Source organism: Streptomyces calidiresistens, from assembly GCF_014141525.1.
Classification (GTDB): Bacteria; Actinomycetota; Actinomycetes; order Streptomycetales; family Streptomycetaceae; genus Streptomyces; species Streptomyces calidiresistens.
This window is the reverse complement of record NZ_VKHS01000037.1, coordinates 1-15,598: the sequence shown is the minus strand read 5'-3', so window position 1 is coordinate 15,598 and position 15,598 is coordinate 1. Positions and strand designations below refer to the sequence as shown.

12 protein-coding genes are annotated in these 15,598 nt (G+C 72.9%); 4 read left to right on the top strand and 8 right to left on the bottom strand.

All coding sequences use genetic code 11. From position 1 onward, the window contains the following. On the bottom strand, window positions 1–305 hold a 305-nt coding region (locus FOE67_RS03545), incomplete at its 3' end, for a hypothetical protein (protein ID WP_182660274.1). Window positions 306–582: 277 nt separating this feature from the next. Between FOE67_RS03545 and FOE67_RS03540 the strand changes: the two genes are divergently transcribed. Next, entirely contained in the window at window positions 583–1,329 is a 747-nt protein-coding gene (locus FOE67_RS03540; protein WP_182660272.1) for a methyltransferase domain-containing protein, read from the top strand. 229 nt (window positions 1,330–1,558) lie between these two features. On the opposite strand, the gene FOE67_RS03535 is transcribed toward FOE67_RS03540, so the two are convergent. Then, window positions 1,559–2,731: a MerR family transcriptional regulator gene (locus FOE67_RS03535; protein WP_323384137.1), complete on the bottom strand. Its 1,173-nt coding sequence runs from the start codon at window positions 2,729–2,731 to the stop codon at window positions 1,559–1,561. Window positions 2,732–2,892: 161 nt separating this feature from the next. On the opposite strand from FOE67_RS03535, the gene FOE67_RS03530 reads away from it, so the two are divergent. Beyond that, complete coding sequence (locus tag FOE67_RS03530; RefSeq protein WP_323384134.1) at window positions 2,893–3,522, top strand: GNAT family N-acetyltransferase; 630 nt, start codon at window positions 2,893–2,895, stop codon at window positions 3,520–3,522. Window positions 3,523–3,610: 88 nt separating this feature from the next. Here the strand turns inward: FOE67_RS03530 and FOE67_RS03525 are convergent, their stop codons facing one another. Continuing rightward, window positions 3,611–4,669, bottom strand: a complete 1,059-nt coding sequence (locus FOE67_RS03525) for a helix-turn-helix domain-containing protein (RefSeq protein ID WP_182660270.1) — start codon at window positions 4,667–4,669, stop codon at window positions 3,611–3,613. 107 nt (window positions 4,670–4,776) lie between these two features. On the opposite strand from FOE67_RS03525, the gene FOE67_RS03520 reads away from it, so the two are divergent. Then, window positions 4,777–5,808: a saccharopine dehydrogenase family protein gene (locus tag FOE67_RS03520; protein ID WP_182660268.1), complete on the top strand. Its 1,032-nt coding sequence runs from the start codon at window positions 4,777–4,779 to the stop codon at window positions 5,806–5,808. Between the two features lie 273 nt (window positions 5,809–6,081). Here FOE67_RS03520 and FOE67_RS03515 read toward each other — a convergent pair whose 3' ends face one another. The 3 genes from FOE67_RS03515 to FOE67_RS03505 all read right to left on the bottom strand — a co-directional run bounded on the left by FOE67_RS03515 (window position 6,082) and on the right by FOE67_RS03505 (window position 10,502). Further along, entirely contained in the window at window positions 6,082–7,929 is a 1,848-nt protein-coding gene (locus FOE67_RS03515) for a glycosyl hydrolase family 18 protein (protein ID WP_438874176.1), read from the bottom strand. A 244-nt stretch (window positions 7,930–8,173) separates the two neighbouring features. After that, window positions 8,174–8,602 carry a DUF8819 family protein gene (locus tag FOE67_RS03510; protein WP_182660266.1) on the bottom strand — a complete coding sequence of 143 codons (429 nt, stop codon included), beginning with the start codon at window positions 8,600–8,602 and terminating at the stop codon, window positions 8,174–8,176. A 232-nt stretch (window positions 8,603–8,834) separates the two neighbouring features. Further along, complete coding sequence (locus FOE67_RS03505) at window positions 8,835–10,502, bottom strand: glycosyl hydrolase family 18 protein (RefSeq protein ID WP_182660276.1); 1,668 nt, start codon at window positions 10,500–10,502, stop codon at window positions 8,835–8,837. Between the two features lie 718 nt (window positions 10,503–11,220). Here FOE67_RS03505 and FOE67_RS03500 point away from each other — a divergent pair. Continuing rightward, window positions 11,221–12,588: an FAD-binding oxidoreductase gene (locus FOE67_RS03500; RefSeq protein WP_182660264.1), complete on the top strand. Its 1,368-nt coding sequence runs from the start codon at window positions 11,221–11,223 to the stop codon at window positions 12,586–12,588. 481 nt (window positions 12,589–13,069) lie between these two features. Here FOE67_RS03500 and FOE67_RS03495 read toward each other — a convergent pair whose 3' ends face one another. After that, entirely contained in the window at window positions 13,070–14,698 is a 1,629-nt protein-coding gene (locus FOE67_RS03495; RefSeq protein WP_182660262.1) for an ABC transporter substrate-binding protein, read from the bottom strand. Between the two features lie 135 nt (window positions 14,699–14,833). After that, window positions 14,834–15,172, bottom strand: coding sequence for a carboxypeptidase-like regulatory domain-containing protein (locus tag FOE67_RS03490; RefSeq protein WP_182660261.1), 339 nt, complete (start codon window positions 15,170–15,172; stop codon window positions 14,834–14,836). Window positions 15,173–15,598 lie beyond the last annotated feature (426 nt).

Below are 15,598 nucleotides of genomic sequence, written 5' to 3'. Positions count from 1 at the left end.
AGACAGGGGTTCTCCGGCAGGGGGCGCTGTCCCGGTTCCCGGTCCGGTTCGGCCGGCTCCTCCGCCGTGGCGTCCCTCCAGGTGAAGGCCGACAGGCCGAGGGGCCTTTCGGTGTCGTCCCGGGCCCCGGTGTCCCCGTCGCGTCGGCGGCCGGCCAGATGACCGCCGAGGGTGAAGACACCGAGGAACAGCCCGATCATGTAGAGCAGGCATGCCACGAGCAGGGCGACCACCAGAAAGCTCCAGCCGACCACGGTGAACGCGATGTGGATCGGGTCGAGGTGCATGTCCTGTTGTCTGCTCACCCCGACTTCCCGGGCAACACGCCGTGCCCGAAGCAGCCCCCGACCGTGCCCCCGCCGTGACCGACCCCGGCGGCTACCGTCTGCGCCCCGTCCCGGCGGAAATCCGGTGGACGGCGGGCGCGGGGCCGGTTACCTTCACGCGGGTTCGAGGTTCCCGCACCCGATGAGGTGAGTTCGATGACGGTCCGCCCCACGACGACCGGCTCCGCCCGGTCGTCCCGCGCGAGCAGTGTGCTCACCCCATCGACCACCCCACGGATCACGAGGGAACCCGACAGTGGATCTTCCACGCGTCTTCACCATCCGCGAGAGCGGACACCGCATCCACAACCCGCTCACCGATGACAAGCTCGCGGCCCTCGGGCGCGCGCTGAACCCCGAACCCGGCAGCCGCGTCCTCGACCTGGCGAGCGGGTCGGGAGAGATGCTCTGCACCTGGGCCCGCGACCACGGCGTCACCGGCACCGGTGTGGACATCAGCACGCAGTTCACCGCCGCCGCCCGGGCCCGGGCGGTCGAACTCGGTGTCGCCGATCGGGTGGAGTTCGTCCACGGCGACGCCGCCGGCCACGTGGCCGAGGAGCCGGTGGACATCGCCGCCTGTCTCGGCGCGACCTGGATCGGCGACGGGGTCGCCGGCACGATCGAGTTGTTGGATCGCAGCCTGCGCCCCGGCGGCATGCTGCTGATCGGTGAGCCGTACTGGCTGCGCCGGCCGCGGGACCGCGCCACGATCGAGGCGTGTTGGGCCCGGGAGGAGAGCGACTTCCGGCTGCTGCCGGACCTCATCGCGCACTTCGCCGAACTCGGCTGGGATCTCGTCGAGATGATGCTCGCCGACCCCGACAGCTGGGACCGGTACCAGGCCGCCCAGTGGCTCGCCATCCGCCGCTGGCTGGACCGGAACCCGGACGACGAACTCGCTCCCGAACTGCGGGCCGAGCTGTCCACGGAACCGATCCGGTACACCCGGTACGCGCGAAGCCACCTCGGCTGGGGCGTCTTCGCCCTGATGCGTCGCTGACCCACCGGCGTACCCACCCGGGCCCCGGGGCGGGCGGTTTGCGCCGCTCGTTCCGGGGCCCGGGGTCTTTGCGGCCCACCTCTCCCCGGGCCCGCCCGGGGGCCGTGTCGGCCCGCCCGACCGTTTCCGGGGGGCCGAGGGCGCGCCCGCTCCCGGCCGGGGGCGGGAATGCCCGGGGAGTCCCGGGCCCGGGCGGCGGGGCGGCCCGGTGCCCCACCGCCCGGGGGTCTCACGCCGCCCGGACCCGGGGCTTCCGGACGTCGGCGACGACGCAGGCGATGTTGTCGGGGCCGCCGGCGGCGTTGGCGAGGCCGACCAGCTCGCGCACCGCGTCCTCCGGCTCGGGCACCTCGCTCAGGACCCGGCACAGCTCCGCCTCCGGTACCACCGTGGACAGGCCGTCCGAGCACAGCAGGTACCGGTCACCGGCCCGCGCCTCGTGCAGCCGCAGGTCGGGGGTCGGGTCCGCGCCATCCGCCAACACCCTGACCAACAGGGACCGTTGGGGATGGGACTCGGCCTCCTCGGGGGTGATCCGGCCCTCCTCCACCATCGTGCGCACCACGGTGTGGTCCCGGGTGATCAGGCGCAGGTCGCCGTCCCGCAGCAGGTGGGCCCGGGAGTCGCCGATGTGCATGAGCGCCGGGCCGGTGTCGGACCACAGCATCGCGGTGAGGGTGGTGCCGATCGCCCGCGGTGCGGAACCGGAGGCGGCCTCCCGCACGGCCGCCCGGGCCCGGTCCACGGCGTCCTGCAGGACGTTGAGCAGATCCCCGTCCCGGATGCCCTCGGCTCCGGCGTGCCGCAGCGCCTCGATCGCGGCGGCGGAGGCCGAGTCGCCCCGGGGGCCGAAGCCGTCGGCGACGGCGATCACCCGGGGGTCGGCGCAGGCGGCGTCCTGGTGGCGGTCGCGGACCAGACCGGGATCGGTGAGGGCGGCGGCCCGCACCTCCAGGGGCCGGGGCGTCGGCGGATGGGATGAATTCGACGGGGTGGAGGGGGTGGAGGTCACGGCGGATTCCCTTCGGGACAGGTGATCGACGAGGAAACCGGCCAGGTCCCGGCGGGCGGCGAGGTCGGCCTCGGCCCGGGCCATGAAGGCCCGGACCTCCCCGGCCGCCGCCGGCCCGTCCAGCGCGCAGACGCGCCGGATGAGGGCGAGCGGCATCCCCAACCGGCGGAGCCAGGCCACCAGGCGGGCCCGCTCCACCTGATCGGGGGAGTAGTACCGGTAGCCGTTCGTCGGGTCCACCCGGGCGGGCGGCAGCAGACCGAGGTCGTCGTACAGGCGCAGGGCCTTGGGGGAGAGCCGCGTGAGCCGGGCGAACGCCCCGATGGTCAGCCAACCCGTCCCGGATACCCGGCACCGCCTCCTCGTACCGGGTCCCTCGCCCGGCCCCACCGATGCTGGGGTTTCCCCCGGGGGGAGGGTCAACCCCGCTGTCGAGTGCCGGAAAATCCGGTGCGGGAGAAGCGGCCGGCGGTGGAGGATTCGGGGCGTGACGACTCACGCGTGCGCTACCTCGATCCCGAAGCCCGTTTCGATCCAGAGGAGTTCACTCCGTGAGTCCGCACCTCGATCACGACCACCACAGCCGCGCCGATCGACCGGAGCCCGTCCTGCGCGGGTACGAAGCGGCGGATGAGCCGTCCTGGCTGCGCTGCCGGGTGCTCGCCTTCCTGACCACCGCCTACCACGACGATGTGCTGCGGGCACGGCCCGCGACGCCCCCGCCCGGCTTCGGGCTGGTGGCCGTGGAGCCGGAGGCCCGCACCGGCCGCGGGAAGGTTCTCGGCATCCTCGATGTCTCCGTGGACGGTGACCTGGCGACCATCGACACCGTGGCCGTGCATCCGGACCACCGCCGCCGCGGCCTCGGTCGGCAACTGCTCGCGGAGGCGCGAACCCGGCTGCGAGCCGCCGGGGTCCCGGCGCTCGACGCCTGGACCCGCGACGACCCCGACACCCTCGCTTGGTACCGGTCGCAGGGATTCGTGGAGAGCGACCACTACCTGCACGTGTACGCGAACCGGTACGTCGATCCCGGCGAGCCGGACCGGGCCGTGCGCACCCCCGCCTCCGGGCTGCGGCCGGTGGCGGTGTTCGCCCACGCGGATCTCGACCGCGAGGCGGAGCTGCGGCGGGGGTTCCGGCGGGTGCACGTCTGCCGACGGTTCTCGATGGCGCCCTGAACGGGGGGTCGGACGTTCCGGAAGGAGGGCCGCCCGCCCCCGGCCCGGCGTCCCGGGGGCAGGGGGAAGCGGGCGCCGACCGGCGTGATCACGACGTCGGGGGCCGGGTCGCCCCCGGGTCGTCGGCCGCTCCCCGGTGGGCGCGGACGGCGCCCGTTTCCGTGCGGCCGGGACCGGGACGGGGACCGCCGGGACCGGAGCCGGGGCCGGTCCGCGAGCGGAAGGTGCGGCGATAGGTGTCCGGGGGCACACCGACCGCGCGGGTGAAGTGCCGGCGCAGGGTGGCGGCGGTGCCCATGCCGGTGGCCCCCGCGATGGTCTCGACGCTGTCGTTGGTGGTCTCCAACAACTCCCGGGCACGGTGGACCCGTTGGGCGAGCAGCCATCGCAGGGGAGTGGTTCCGGTGGTCGACCCGAAAAGCCGCCCCAGGTGGCGCGTGCTCATGCGCGCCCGGCGGGCCAGGTCCTCGACCGTCAGCGGTTGGTCCAGCCGTGCCATCACCCAGGGGAACAGGTCGGCCAGGGGTGGGTTGTCCGGAGCCGGCACCGGGGTGGTGACGAACTGGGCCTGGCCGCCCTCGCGGTGCGGGGGCACGACCAGGCGGCGGGCCACCGCGTTGGCGACCGACGAACCGTGGTCGAGGCGGACCAGGTGCAGGCACAGGTCCATGGCCGCGGCTTTGCCGGCGGAGGTGAGGACATCGCCGTCGTCCACGTACAGGACATCGGGATCCACCCTCACCCGGGGGTGGCGGGTGGCCAGGGTCCGGGCGTGAGCCCAGTGGGTGGTCGCCCGGCGTCCGTCGAGCAGGCCCGCGGCCGCCAGGACGAACGCGCCCGTGCACAGGGAGGCCACGCGTGCGCCCGCCTCGTGGGCCGCCCGTACCGCGGCGACCAGCTCCGCGGGTGGATCCTCGTCGACATCGGCCCAGCCCGGCACGATCACGGTGTCGGCGTGCGGCAGGCGGTCCAGTCCCCCCTCCGGGGCGAGCCGGAACGGGCCGAGGCGGGTGGCGGCCGGCCCGCAGAGGGCGACCTCGTACCAGGGGCCCGGGACGCCGACCGGGGCGGCGCCGAACACCTCGTGGGCCACGGAGAGTTCGAAGTGCAACATGCCGTCGGTGACGACCAGCGCGACAGTGACCATGTCCGGAACTGTACGGGTCGTGTCGTTCCGGACACTCGTGGCGGGGAGGCCCCCCGATCAGGATGGTGGCGACGGAACACGACGGGTCAACAGGAGGGGGAGCATCCATGGAAACGGTGCCCGGGGTGGTGGTCTACGGCGCGTACGGTCACACCGGGCGGTTCGTCGTGGCGGAGCTGGTGGGGCGCGGGTTCGCCCCGGTCCTCTCGGGGCGGAACGCGGAGAAGCTGAGGGCGGCGGCCGAGGCATTCCCCGGCCTCGAGACGCGCCCGGCGTCGATCGACGCCCCGGCCTCGCTCGACCGCGCCCTGGCCGGCGCGGCGGCGGTGATCAACTGCGCCGGGCCCTTCGCCCTGACGGCCGCCCCCCTGATCGAGGCGGCCCTGCGGGCCGGAATCCCCTACCTGGACGTGGCGGCCGAGATCGAGGCCAACCTCGACACCTTCGCGCGCTTCACGGAGCGTGCCGGCGCGGTGGGGGCGACGATCATTCCCGCCATGGCCTTCTACGGAGGCCTCGGCGACCTGTTGACCACCGCCGCGCTGGGTGGTCGCAGGGCGGCCGACGAGGTGGGCATCGCCTACGCGCTGAGCGCTTGGCACCCCACGCCGGGGACACGGGCCGCGGGCGCGGTCTCCCGGCGGAGGCGGGACGGCCGGCGCGTCCGCTTCCGGAACGGGCGGCTGGAGTACCACCGCGAGGAGCCGCCGACCCGGGAGTGGGTCTTCCCCGACCCCGTGGGCCGTCGTACCGTCCTCGGGGAGTTCACCACGACCGACGTGGTGACCGTTCCCGCCCACCTGGCCGTTCCCGAGGTGCGCACGATGATGACGGTCGGGGCGGCCGGTGACGTGGCGGATCCGGACACACCCCCGCCGACCGCCGTCGACGGGCAGGGGCGGTCCGCGCAGACCTTCCTCGTGGACGTCGTCGTGGGGTTCGGTGGCGAGGAGCGGCGCCTCGTGGCGAGGGGAAGGGACATCTACGCCGTCACCGCGCCGCTGGTCGTCGAGGCGGTCGAGCGCGTTCTCACGGGACGGGTGGCGAGGACCGGTGTCGCCCCGGCCGGTGCGATCTTCGACGCGCCCGACTTCCTGCGGGCGTTGGCCCCGCACGTGTCGGTGGAGTGGTGTCCGTAGCGGGCGCATGGCCCGGGGGCGGGCCCTGCGTCGGGCCCGCCGTCACACGACGCCGGCCCCCTCGGGGAAGCGAGGGGGCCGGCGCCGGGGCCCGTGGGGGCCGGTGCGACCGGGGGACGGCGGGCGGACCGTCTCCCGGTCGCGGTCGGTGGGTCGCCCACCCGGGGACGGGGGACCGGTGACCGGCCCCGCCCCGGGTCGCGCCGACCGGGGCGGGGTGGAACCGGGCTGCCGGGGCCAGGCGGAGTCGCCGAACCCGGCAGCCCGGGGTTCTCAGCGGAGCCCGTTGCCGATGGCGGTGATCAGCTCCCCGTTGGAGGTGTCGCCGCTCAACTCCCAGAACATCGCGCCGCCCAGGCCCTGCTCCTTGGCGTACCGCATCTTCCCGGCGATGGTCTGCGGGGTGTCGTAGCTCCACCAGTTGTTGCCGCAGTGGGCGTAGGCGGTGCCCGCGATGGTGCCGGTGGCGGGGCAGGTCTGCTTGAGGACCTTGTAGTCCTCGATGCCCTGCTCGTAGGTGCCGGGCGCCGGGCCGGTGGCCGAACCGCCGGGTGCCGACTGGGTGACGCCGGTCCAGCCGCGACCGTAGAAGCCGATCCCCAGGGTCAGCTTCTTCGCCGGGACGCCCTGGGCCTTGAGCTTCTGGATCGCCTCGTGGGAGTTGAAGCCGGCCTGCGGGATGCCCTGGTAGGCGTTGAGCGGGGAGTGCGGGGCGGTCGGGCCCTGCGCCGCCCAGGCGCCGAAGAAGTCGTACGTCATGACGTGCAGGTAGTCGGCGTACCGCGAGCCGCCCGCGTAGTCGGCGGCGTCGATCTTGCCGCCGCTGGAGGCGTCGGCGGTGATGGCGGCGGTGACCAGCTGGTCGCCGAACTCGGCGCGGAAGGCCTCCATCATCCGGCGGAAGGAGTCCCGGCCGCTGTTGTCACAGGTCAGGCCACAGGCGTTGGGGTACTCCCAGTCCAGGTCGATGCCGTCGAAGACGCCTTCCCAGCGCGGGTCGTTGACCAGGTCGTAGCAGGACTTGGCGAAGGCCTGCGGGTTCTGCATGGCCTGGCCGAAGCCGCCGGACCAGGTCCAGCCGCCGAAGGACCAGACGACCTTGATGTGCGGGTGCATCTCCTTGAGCTTCTTCAGCTGGTTGAAGTTGCCGCGCAGGGGCTGGTCCCAGGTGTCGGCGACACCGTCCACGCTCTCGGCCGCCGTGTACGCCCTGTCGTAGGCGGCGTAGGAGTCGCCGATGGTGCAGCGGCCGTTCTGGACGTTGCCGAAGGCGTAGTTGATGTGGGTCAGCTTGGAGGCGGAGCCGGAGGAGACGATGTTCTTCACGTGGTAGTTGCGGCCGTAGACGCCCCACTCGGTGAAGTAGCCGACGTTCACCAGGTCACCGACCGGGTCGGGCTGCTGCCCGCCGGTGGTGCGCACGGTCAGCGGCTCGCTCGCCGGGCCGGTGCCGCCCGGTCCCTTGGCCCGCACCGTGAAGGTGTAGGAGGTGTTGGCGCTCAGCCCGGTGCTGGTGTGGTTGCGGGCCGTGGTGGTGGCGACGACGGAGCCGTTGCGCAGCACCTCGTACTCGGTGACGTCACCGGAGGCCGGGGCCCAGCTGATGGCGATGGAGGTGTCGGTGACGGTGCCCGGCACGAGGGCTCCGGGGGCTCCGGGCGCGCCCGGCTGTCCGCCGTTGCCGCCGTCGCAGGAGGCGCCGTTGATCCGGCAGTCGGTGGGGTTGCCGTTACCCGTGCCGGAGAAGCCGACGGTGGTGGACTGACCGGGGGCCAGGGTGCCGTTCCAGCTCTCGTTGGTGACGGTGTAGGTGTTGCCGCTGCGGGTCAGGACCCCGTTCCACAGCGAGCCGACGGTGGTTCCGGAGGGGAAGCTCCAGGAGAGGGTCCAGCCGTTGAGGGAGGAGGTGCCGGTGTTGGTGACGGTCCACTGACCGCCGAACCCGGTGTCCCACTCGGAGGTCTTGGTGAAGGCGGCCGAGGCGCCGGCGGCCTGCGCGGGGGCGGCCATCGCCACCATGAGGCCGAGTGGCACCGCGAGGGCGGTGAGCAGGGCGACGAGCCGACGGGTGAGGGGGTTTCTTCGAGTGGTGCCGTTCCGTGCCGAAGTCCTTGTTCGCAAGGGAACTCCCGGGAGTGTGGGTCGGACAGATCTGGGGGAATCCGCGCCGCCCGCGAGCACGCCGATCCATCACGGTCCACGACCGCCCACGATCCTCCGCGGGGGTCCGCGGGAGTCGTGACGGTGTGTGGATTGTCATGGTGCGCTCACAGCAGATGACCCGAGACTAGAGAGGTCTGGACCACGGGTCAATAGGTCTGTACCAAAGAGCGAAGGAAAGCCGGCCTGCCGGGAGTTGCCCTGCTCAGACCCGCCCCGACGGGCGCCCGAGATGTCCCACCGCGGCCACCGCGACGCCCTTCTCCGGGCAGGTCCAGTGCGGGTCCGGCCCCAGTTCCGGCCGTACCTCCAGGGGGTGCGGGGCGTGCGTCCCCGGCTCCCCGGAGACGCACAGCGGGCACGCCGGCCAGCGACCGTCCGACTCCAGCACCGCGTCCTGCACGTCCTGCGCCAGCAACCCGGCCACGAACTCCGCCCCCCGGGGCCACTGCTCCACCCACCACCGCCGATGCCGCATCGCCTCGTCCAGCCGGGAGACCACATCCGCCCGGTCCAGCCCGTCCGACACCAGATCGGCCAGGACACGGGAGCGCGCCTCCCACAGCGCCCGCTCGGTCGGATCGGGGCCGTCCCCGGGGTGCCGTTCCTCGTGTCGATCGTGCTCGTCGCTCATGCCCCCAGCATCCCCCGCCGGGTCCCTGCGGGGGGCCGTCCGGGGCCGCGAGCGCCCGGGGTACCGCCCGCGCCCTCGTCCGCTCGCACGGGCACCGGCCCCGCGCCGAACGCCGCGATCCCGTGCTCTGCCGGCCGGAATGAACCGTGCGCGCCCCCGGCACACGGCGGACCCGGGGGCGCCTCCGGTTCGACCGGACGCGCCCCCGGGCCCGGGATCGGGCGGGACGGGGTTACCGCAGGCCCTCGTGGATGGCGGTGATCAGCTCACCGTCGGCGGTGTCGCCGGTCAGCTCCCAGAAGAAGGCGCCGCCCAGGCCCTGCGCCTTGGCGTACTCCATCTTCCCGGCGATGGTCTCCGGGGTGTCGTAGCTCCACCAGTCGTTGCCGCAGTGCGCGAAGGCGGTGCCGGCGAAGACACCGGTGGGCGGGCAGGTCTCGCGCAGGACCTTGTAGTCCTCGATGCCCTGCTCGTAGGTGCCCGCCGCCGGACCGGTGGCCGAACCGCCCGGGTCGGTCTGCGTGACACCGGTCCAACCACGCCCGTAGAAGCCGATGCCCAGCAGCAGCTTCTCCGCCGGCACGCCCTGCGCCTTCAGCTTGGCGATGGCCTGCTCGGTGGTGAACCCGTCCTGCGGGATGCCGTCCCACGGGCTGAGCGCGGAGTGCGGGGCGGTCGGGCCCTGCGCGTCCCAGGCGCCGAAGAAGTCGTAGGTCATGACCGCGATGTAGTCCGCGTGCTCGGCACCGTAACCGTAGTCGGAGGCGTCGATCTTGCCACCGTCGGAGGCGTCGGCGGTGATGGCGGCGGTGACCAGCTGGTCGCCGAACTCGGCGCGGAAGGCCCGCATCATGTCGCCGAAGGCGCGCGGCCCGCTGTCGTCACAGGTCTCGCCGCAGGCGTTGGGGTACTCCCAGTCCAGGTCGATGCCGTCGAAGACACCTTCCCAGCGCGGGTCGTTGACCAGGTCGTGGCAGGACTTCGCGAACCGCTCGGGGTCCTGCATCGCCTCGCCGAAGCCGCCGGACCAGGTCCAGCCGCCGAAGGACCACAGCACCTTGATGTGCGGGTGGGCCTCCTTGAGCTGGAGCAGCTGGTTGAAGTTGCCGCGCAGCTCCTGGTCCCAGGTGTCCGCCTCGCCGCTGACGCTCTCGGCGGCGGTGTAGGCGCGCTCGATGGCGGCGTAGGAGTCGCCCATCACGCACTCGCCGTTGGTCACGTTGCCGAACGAGTAGTTGATGTGGGTGAGCTTCTCCGCCGAGCCGGAGGTGACGATGTCCTTGACGTGGTAGTCGCGGCCGTAGACGCCCCACTCGGTGAAGTAGCCGAGGTTGACGTGCTCACCCGGGGAGGTCGGGTTCGGCGCCGGGTCGGTGGGGTCCGGGTCGGGGTCGGTCGGGTCGGGGTCGGTGGGATCGGGCTCCACGGGGTCCGGGTCGGTCGGGTCCGGATCGGGGGTGCCGGAGCCGTCGCCGTCACAGGGATTGCCGTTGATCAGGCAGCTGATCGGCTCGCCGGTCCCCGTGCCGCCGAGACCGACGGTGGTGACGGAGCCGGCCGCGAGGGCGCCGTTCCAGTCCTCGTTGGTGACGGTGTAGGTGTTGCCCTCGCGGGTCATCACGCCGTTCCACAGCGAGGTCACCTCGGTGCCCTCGGGGAACTCCCACTCCAGGGTCCAGCCGTCGAGGGCGGTGTCGCCGTCGTTCCCGATGGTCCATTGGCCGTTGAAGCCGCCGTCCCACACCGAGGGCTTGGAGAAGCTCGCCGATACCCCGCCCGTGGTGTCGGCGGAGGCGGACAGCACCGCGACGCCGCTCAACGGGACGGCCAGGGCCGCCGCGAGGGCCACCAGCGCGGTCGGGACCGCCAGGATCGCGATCAGGGGCAGGCCCTCGGTCATGGCGGCGCCGAGCAGTTCACGCCGGGAGAAGTGGCCGCGCGGCAGGGCGCGCAGCAGGTGGCCGGCGGGGATCGCGACGGCCGCGGCGGCGGTGGTCCAGGCCCACACGCAGAGCGGGACGAGCACCCGGTGGGAGGGCCGGCCGGGCGGGAAGCGGCGAACCGTCCACAGCACGCCCACCGCGCAGAGCGCGAGCAGAACGCCGACCTGGAGCCATTGGGCCGCCGGCTGCCAGGCGTCGTGGACGAGGGGGGCGGGCACGTCCTCCCGCCAGGGGTCCCGTTCCGTGGGGGCCACGGCTCCCCCTCCGGGTCGGGGCGGACGGGTCAGCCAGGCCCTCACCCAGCCCTCCACGATGCCGGGGCCGGCGGTGGAGACCAGGGGGAAGGGGCGCTCCCGCACGCCCTCCGCCAGGGACAGCAGCCGGGCGTGCACCCTCGGCGAGCACAGGAACCACAGCATCGCCGCCAGGGCGGCCGGGGCCGCCGCGGCGGGTATCCACGCCCGTCGCCATCGCATGGCGCTCCTCCTTCCTTCCCTCTCCCCCGCCCCCGGGCGGGGCGGCGCTCCGGGGAGCCGGGAAGGGCTCGTGTCCGTTCGCGGGGTCGTGCGGTGATCATCCTCGCCCACGGGCCGCCCCGGAAGGGATCGGTGCGAATCGGGGGCCGGGGCCGGCCCGCCGGGTTCGCCCGGGCCCCGATGGTGGCAGGCTGACGGTATGAGCACCCTCGTTTCCCGGTTGCGGGAGAGTCTGCCCGACGGGGCGGTCCTCGTGGACGACGACGTCACCGCCTCCTACGCGCACGACATGGCGAGCTTCTGCCCGGCGGGCTCCCCGGCCGCGGTGGTGCTGCCCCGCACCACCGAGGAGGTGCGACACGTGCTGCGGGTGGCGCACGACCTGCGGGTGCCGGTGGTGCCGCAGGGCGCCCGCACCGGACTGTCGGGGGCGGCGAACGCCACCGACGGCTGCGTGGTGCTGTCCCTGACGCGGATGAACCGGATCCTGGAGATCGACCCGGTGAACCGGATCGCGGTGGTGGAGCCGGGGGTGGTCAACGCCGACCTGAGCAAGGCGGTGGCCGCGCACGGCCTGTGCTACCCGCCGGACCCCTCCAGTTGGGAGCAGTGCACGATCGGCGGGAACATCGGCACCGGTTCCGGCGGGCTGTGCTGCGTGAAGTACGGGGTGACGGCCGAGTACGTGCTGGGGCTGGAGGTGGTGCTCGCCGACGGGCGGCTGCTGCGCACCGGACGGCGCACCGCCAAGGGCGTGGCGGGGTACGACCTGACCCGGTTGTTCGTCGGCTCCGAGGGGAGCCTGGGGGTGGTGGTCGGGGCGACGCTGGCGCTGCGGCCGGCGCCGCCGCCGCAGCTGGTGCTGGCGGCCGAGTTCGACTCGACGGCGGCGGCCGGGGAGGCGGTGTGCCGGATCATGGCGGGCGGTCACACCCCGTCGATGCTGGAGTTGATGGACCGCACGACGCTGCGCGCGGTCAACGCGATGACCCGCATGGGGCTGCCGGAGAGCACCGAGGCACTGTTGCTGGCGGCGTTCGACACCCCGGACCCGGCGGCCGACCTGGCCCGGGTGGGGCTGCTGTGCGAGGAGGCGGGTGCCTCCTCGGTGGTGCCGGCGGAGGACGCGGCGGAGTCGGAGATGCTGTTGGCGGCCCGGCGCACGGCGTTGCCGGCGCTGGAGGCGGTCAAGGGGGTGACGATGATCGACGACGTGTGCGTGGGGCGCTCGGAGCTGGGGGCGTTCATCACCGGGGTGGAACGGATCGCCGCCGAGCACGACCTGACGATCGGGGTGGTGGCGCACGCGGGGGACGGCAACACCCACCCGACGGTGTGCTTCGACGCGCGCGACCCGGAGGAGTCGGCACGGGCCCGCGCCTCCTTCGACGCGATCATGGCGCTGGGGCTGGAGTTGGGCGGCACGATCACCGGGGAGCACGGGGTGGGTGTGTTGAAGAAGGAGTGGTTGGAGCGGGAGCTGGGGCCGGTGGCGATGGAGTTGCACCGGGGGATCAAGGCGGCCTTCGACCCGCTGAACATCCTCAACCCCGGCAAGGTCTTCTGATCCCGGGGCCGGGTCGTCGGGCCCGACGGCGGTGACACCCCCCACCGCGACGCCGGTCCGTGCCACCGCGTACGGGGGGGTGCCCTCCTCCGCGCCGGGCGGTCGGGCACGGTGAACAGCGGGAGCGCGGCCTCGACCACCCGCTTCCCGACGAGCAGCCGAAGGGCCCGTCCCGGCGTGGTGGCGTTCGTCCCGCCGCTCGCCCGGCTGATCGCACCGCGGGTGCGCTCCCCGCTGCCGATGGCTCCCGGGACCTCCCGGGGCCGGGGCCGGGGCCCGGGCCCGGCCCCGGCGGGAGACCCGGCCGCCGGGGAGCGTTCGCCACCGACGACGAGGGCGGAGGTCGGGTCGGGGAGCGTCTCCGCGAGGTGGTCGCGGACGGTGACGCAGGCGGGCTCGACGGCGAAACGGCCCGGCCCCGGCGGAGGGGCTCCGCCGGGGCCGGGCCCGGGTGTGCGGTGCGCGAGGGGCGCGGGGCGGATCAGATCCGGCCCAGCTCCCACAGGCGGAAGATGCCGCCCGCGTCGCGCAGCTGCTGGATACCGGTGATCTCGCGCAGGCTCATCGTGAAGTTGCGGTTCTGCCAGATCGGGACGACCACGGCCTCCTCGGCCGCGAGGGCGTGGATCTCGCGGAAGGTGTCCATGGTGTTGGCCCGCTGCGGCTGGCCGCGGGTCTCGGCGATCAGCTCGTCGATCTCCGGGGTGCCCCAGCCGTGGCCCAGCACCGAGTCCTCCATGAGCAGGGCGGAGGTGTAGGTGTCCGGGTCGGCGAAGTCGGGGTTCCAGCCGACGAAGTAGGAGTCGACGTCGTTGGCCGCCGCGGCCTCCAGGACTCCACCGACCGTGGGGAACTCCGTGACCTCGACATCGAAGATGCCGTCGGCCTCCAGGGTCTCCGCGATGAAGTCGACCTCCTCGGCGTGCACCTGACCGGCGAAGCCGAGGTGCAGGTCGATCGGGAGGGTGTAGCCCTCGTTCTCCAGCTCCTCCCGCACGTCGGCGGGGGTCATCTGGCCGTACAGGTCGTAGTACGGGGTGCCGTGGCCGATGACACCGACGGGGATCAGCGAGTAGGCGGACTCCACGGTGTGCAGTCGCACCTGGCGGGCTATGGCCTCGCGGTCGATGAGGGTGGCCACCGCCCGGCGGACCGGGGCCTCGGCGGACGGGGAGTCGCCCTGGCCGGAGTTGATGATCATGCGGATCGCCGAACCGGTGATCTCCGAGTAACGGATGTCCTGGGAGTTCTGGTCGATGGCGAGGATGTCCGCGGGGTTCAGCTGACCGGCGACGACGTGGATCTCCTCGTCGTCCCAGGCCTCCTGGAGGGTGTCCGGTCCGGTGTAGTAGCGCAGGGTCACCGGATAGGCGGAGACCTCCTTGGCGCCCCGGTAGTTCGGGTTCGGCTCGAGGACGGCGATACCGGCCTCACCGGTCTCGTCGTCGACCTGGCGGAACTCCTGGAGGGTGTAGACGCCCGAGCCGACGGCCTTGCCGTCGTCACGCGGGGTGTCCAGCTCGTATTCCTCGCGGTCCACGATGGAGACGGCGCCACCGGCCAGGATGTAGGGGAAGGTCACGTCGGGCTCGGCGAGCTCGAAGATGACGTCCTGTCCGTCCACCCGCACTGCCTCGATGCCGTTGATGAGGCTGCCGGGGCCGGTGTAGATGAACTTCTCCTCCTCCGGGATGCTGTCGTCCTCCCGCTCGTCGGCGGCGCGCTGCACCATCGCCTGGATGCGGTCGACGGAGAACTTCACGTCCTCCGGGGTGACCTCGCGCCCCGAACTGAAGGTCAGGTCGTCCCGCAGGGTGCAGCGGTACACCTGGTAGGCGTTGTCGGTGAACGCGCAGCTCTCGGCCGCGTCGGGCACCGGGGTGTCGGAACCGGCCCTGAGGGTGAGCAGGCTCTGGAACACGTTGCTGTAGAGATCCCAGGATCCCGCGGCGTAGCTGTAGGCCGGATCCAGGGAATCCGCCCGGTCGGTCACGCCCACCACGATCGGGTCCTCGTGGTCGTCGCCGGAGGCGAACAACAGCCATCCGCCGACGGCACCGATCACCAACAGCACGGCCAGGCCGATGCCTATGCCCCCTTTAGCCCCCATCGCTCGCACTACCGCCGCGCCTCTCTCATTCGAATCCATCGCGAGCCACAGACTTCTCGCGCGCTCAGCCAACCATAGGCGCATGTAGCCCGCACCGGCGGGGAGACAACGGACCGGCCACAACTCGCGACGTGATCAGTCCACTACCGCACCGTCCACCCCGGGGACCTCGATCCGGAACTCCACGGTGACCGGACGACCGTCCAGCGTGACCAGGACGCTCTCCCCACCGAGCTGCGGGGAGAAGACGGCGAGCAGGTATTCGCCGCTCTGCGGGGCGCGGATACTGAAGGCCCCGTCCGCCGCACTACGGGTTTTGGTGAGCTGCCGGCCGTTCCCCCCGTCGGCCGCCAGGGTCACCACGGCGCGCGGGAGGGCGACCCCGAAGGAGTCCCGGACGACCCCACTGATGAGGTGCGGGTCCGGGGGTTCGGCCGGTTCCGGGGCGAGGTCGGGGGTGAGGGAATCCGTCATGTCGTGACTCCTCGATGAGGCGGACATCACAGGCGATCGGGTCGATGCCCGGGCATCCCGCGCGATCTCCGGCGATGTCCGGTGGGGTCGTGGATTGTGGTCGATGTCTCTCCTGCCCGTCGGGATCACGTTTCCCCCGTCCGGACGTTGCCATCTCGTTATCAAGGACACCAGGGTGGCTCGAATGGTTGTGCCCGAACAGTGCGAGACACGTCTCCTTTCCCTCCAACGGGGGCGGACGGATGCCCTCCGCGTCCGCCCGGGGGATCGGGGAGGCCCGGGGCGGGGATTTCTCCCGATATGCCGGACCCCGGGAGCCCGGGGAGAATCGGAGGAGATTCCGGGGAGAAGGCGGGGAGCCGGGGAATGATCGCCGGAGTCCGCGCGGGAACCGTGAACGAGGTGGGAACCGACGGGGCGATGGGG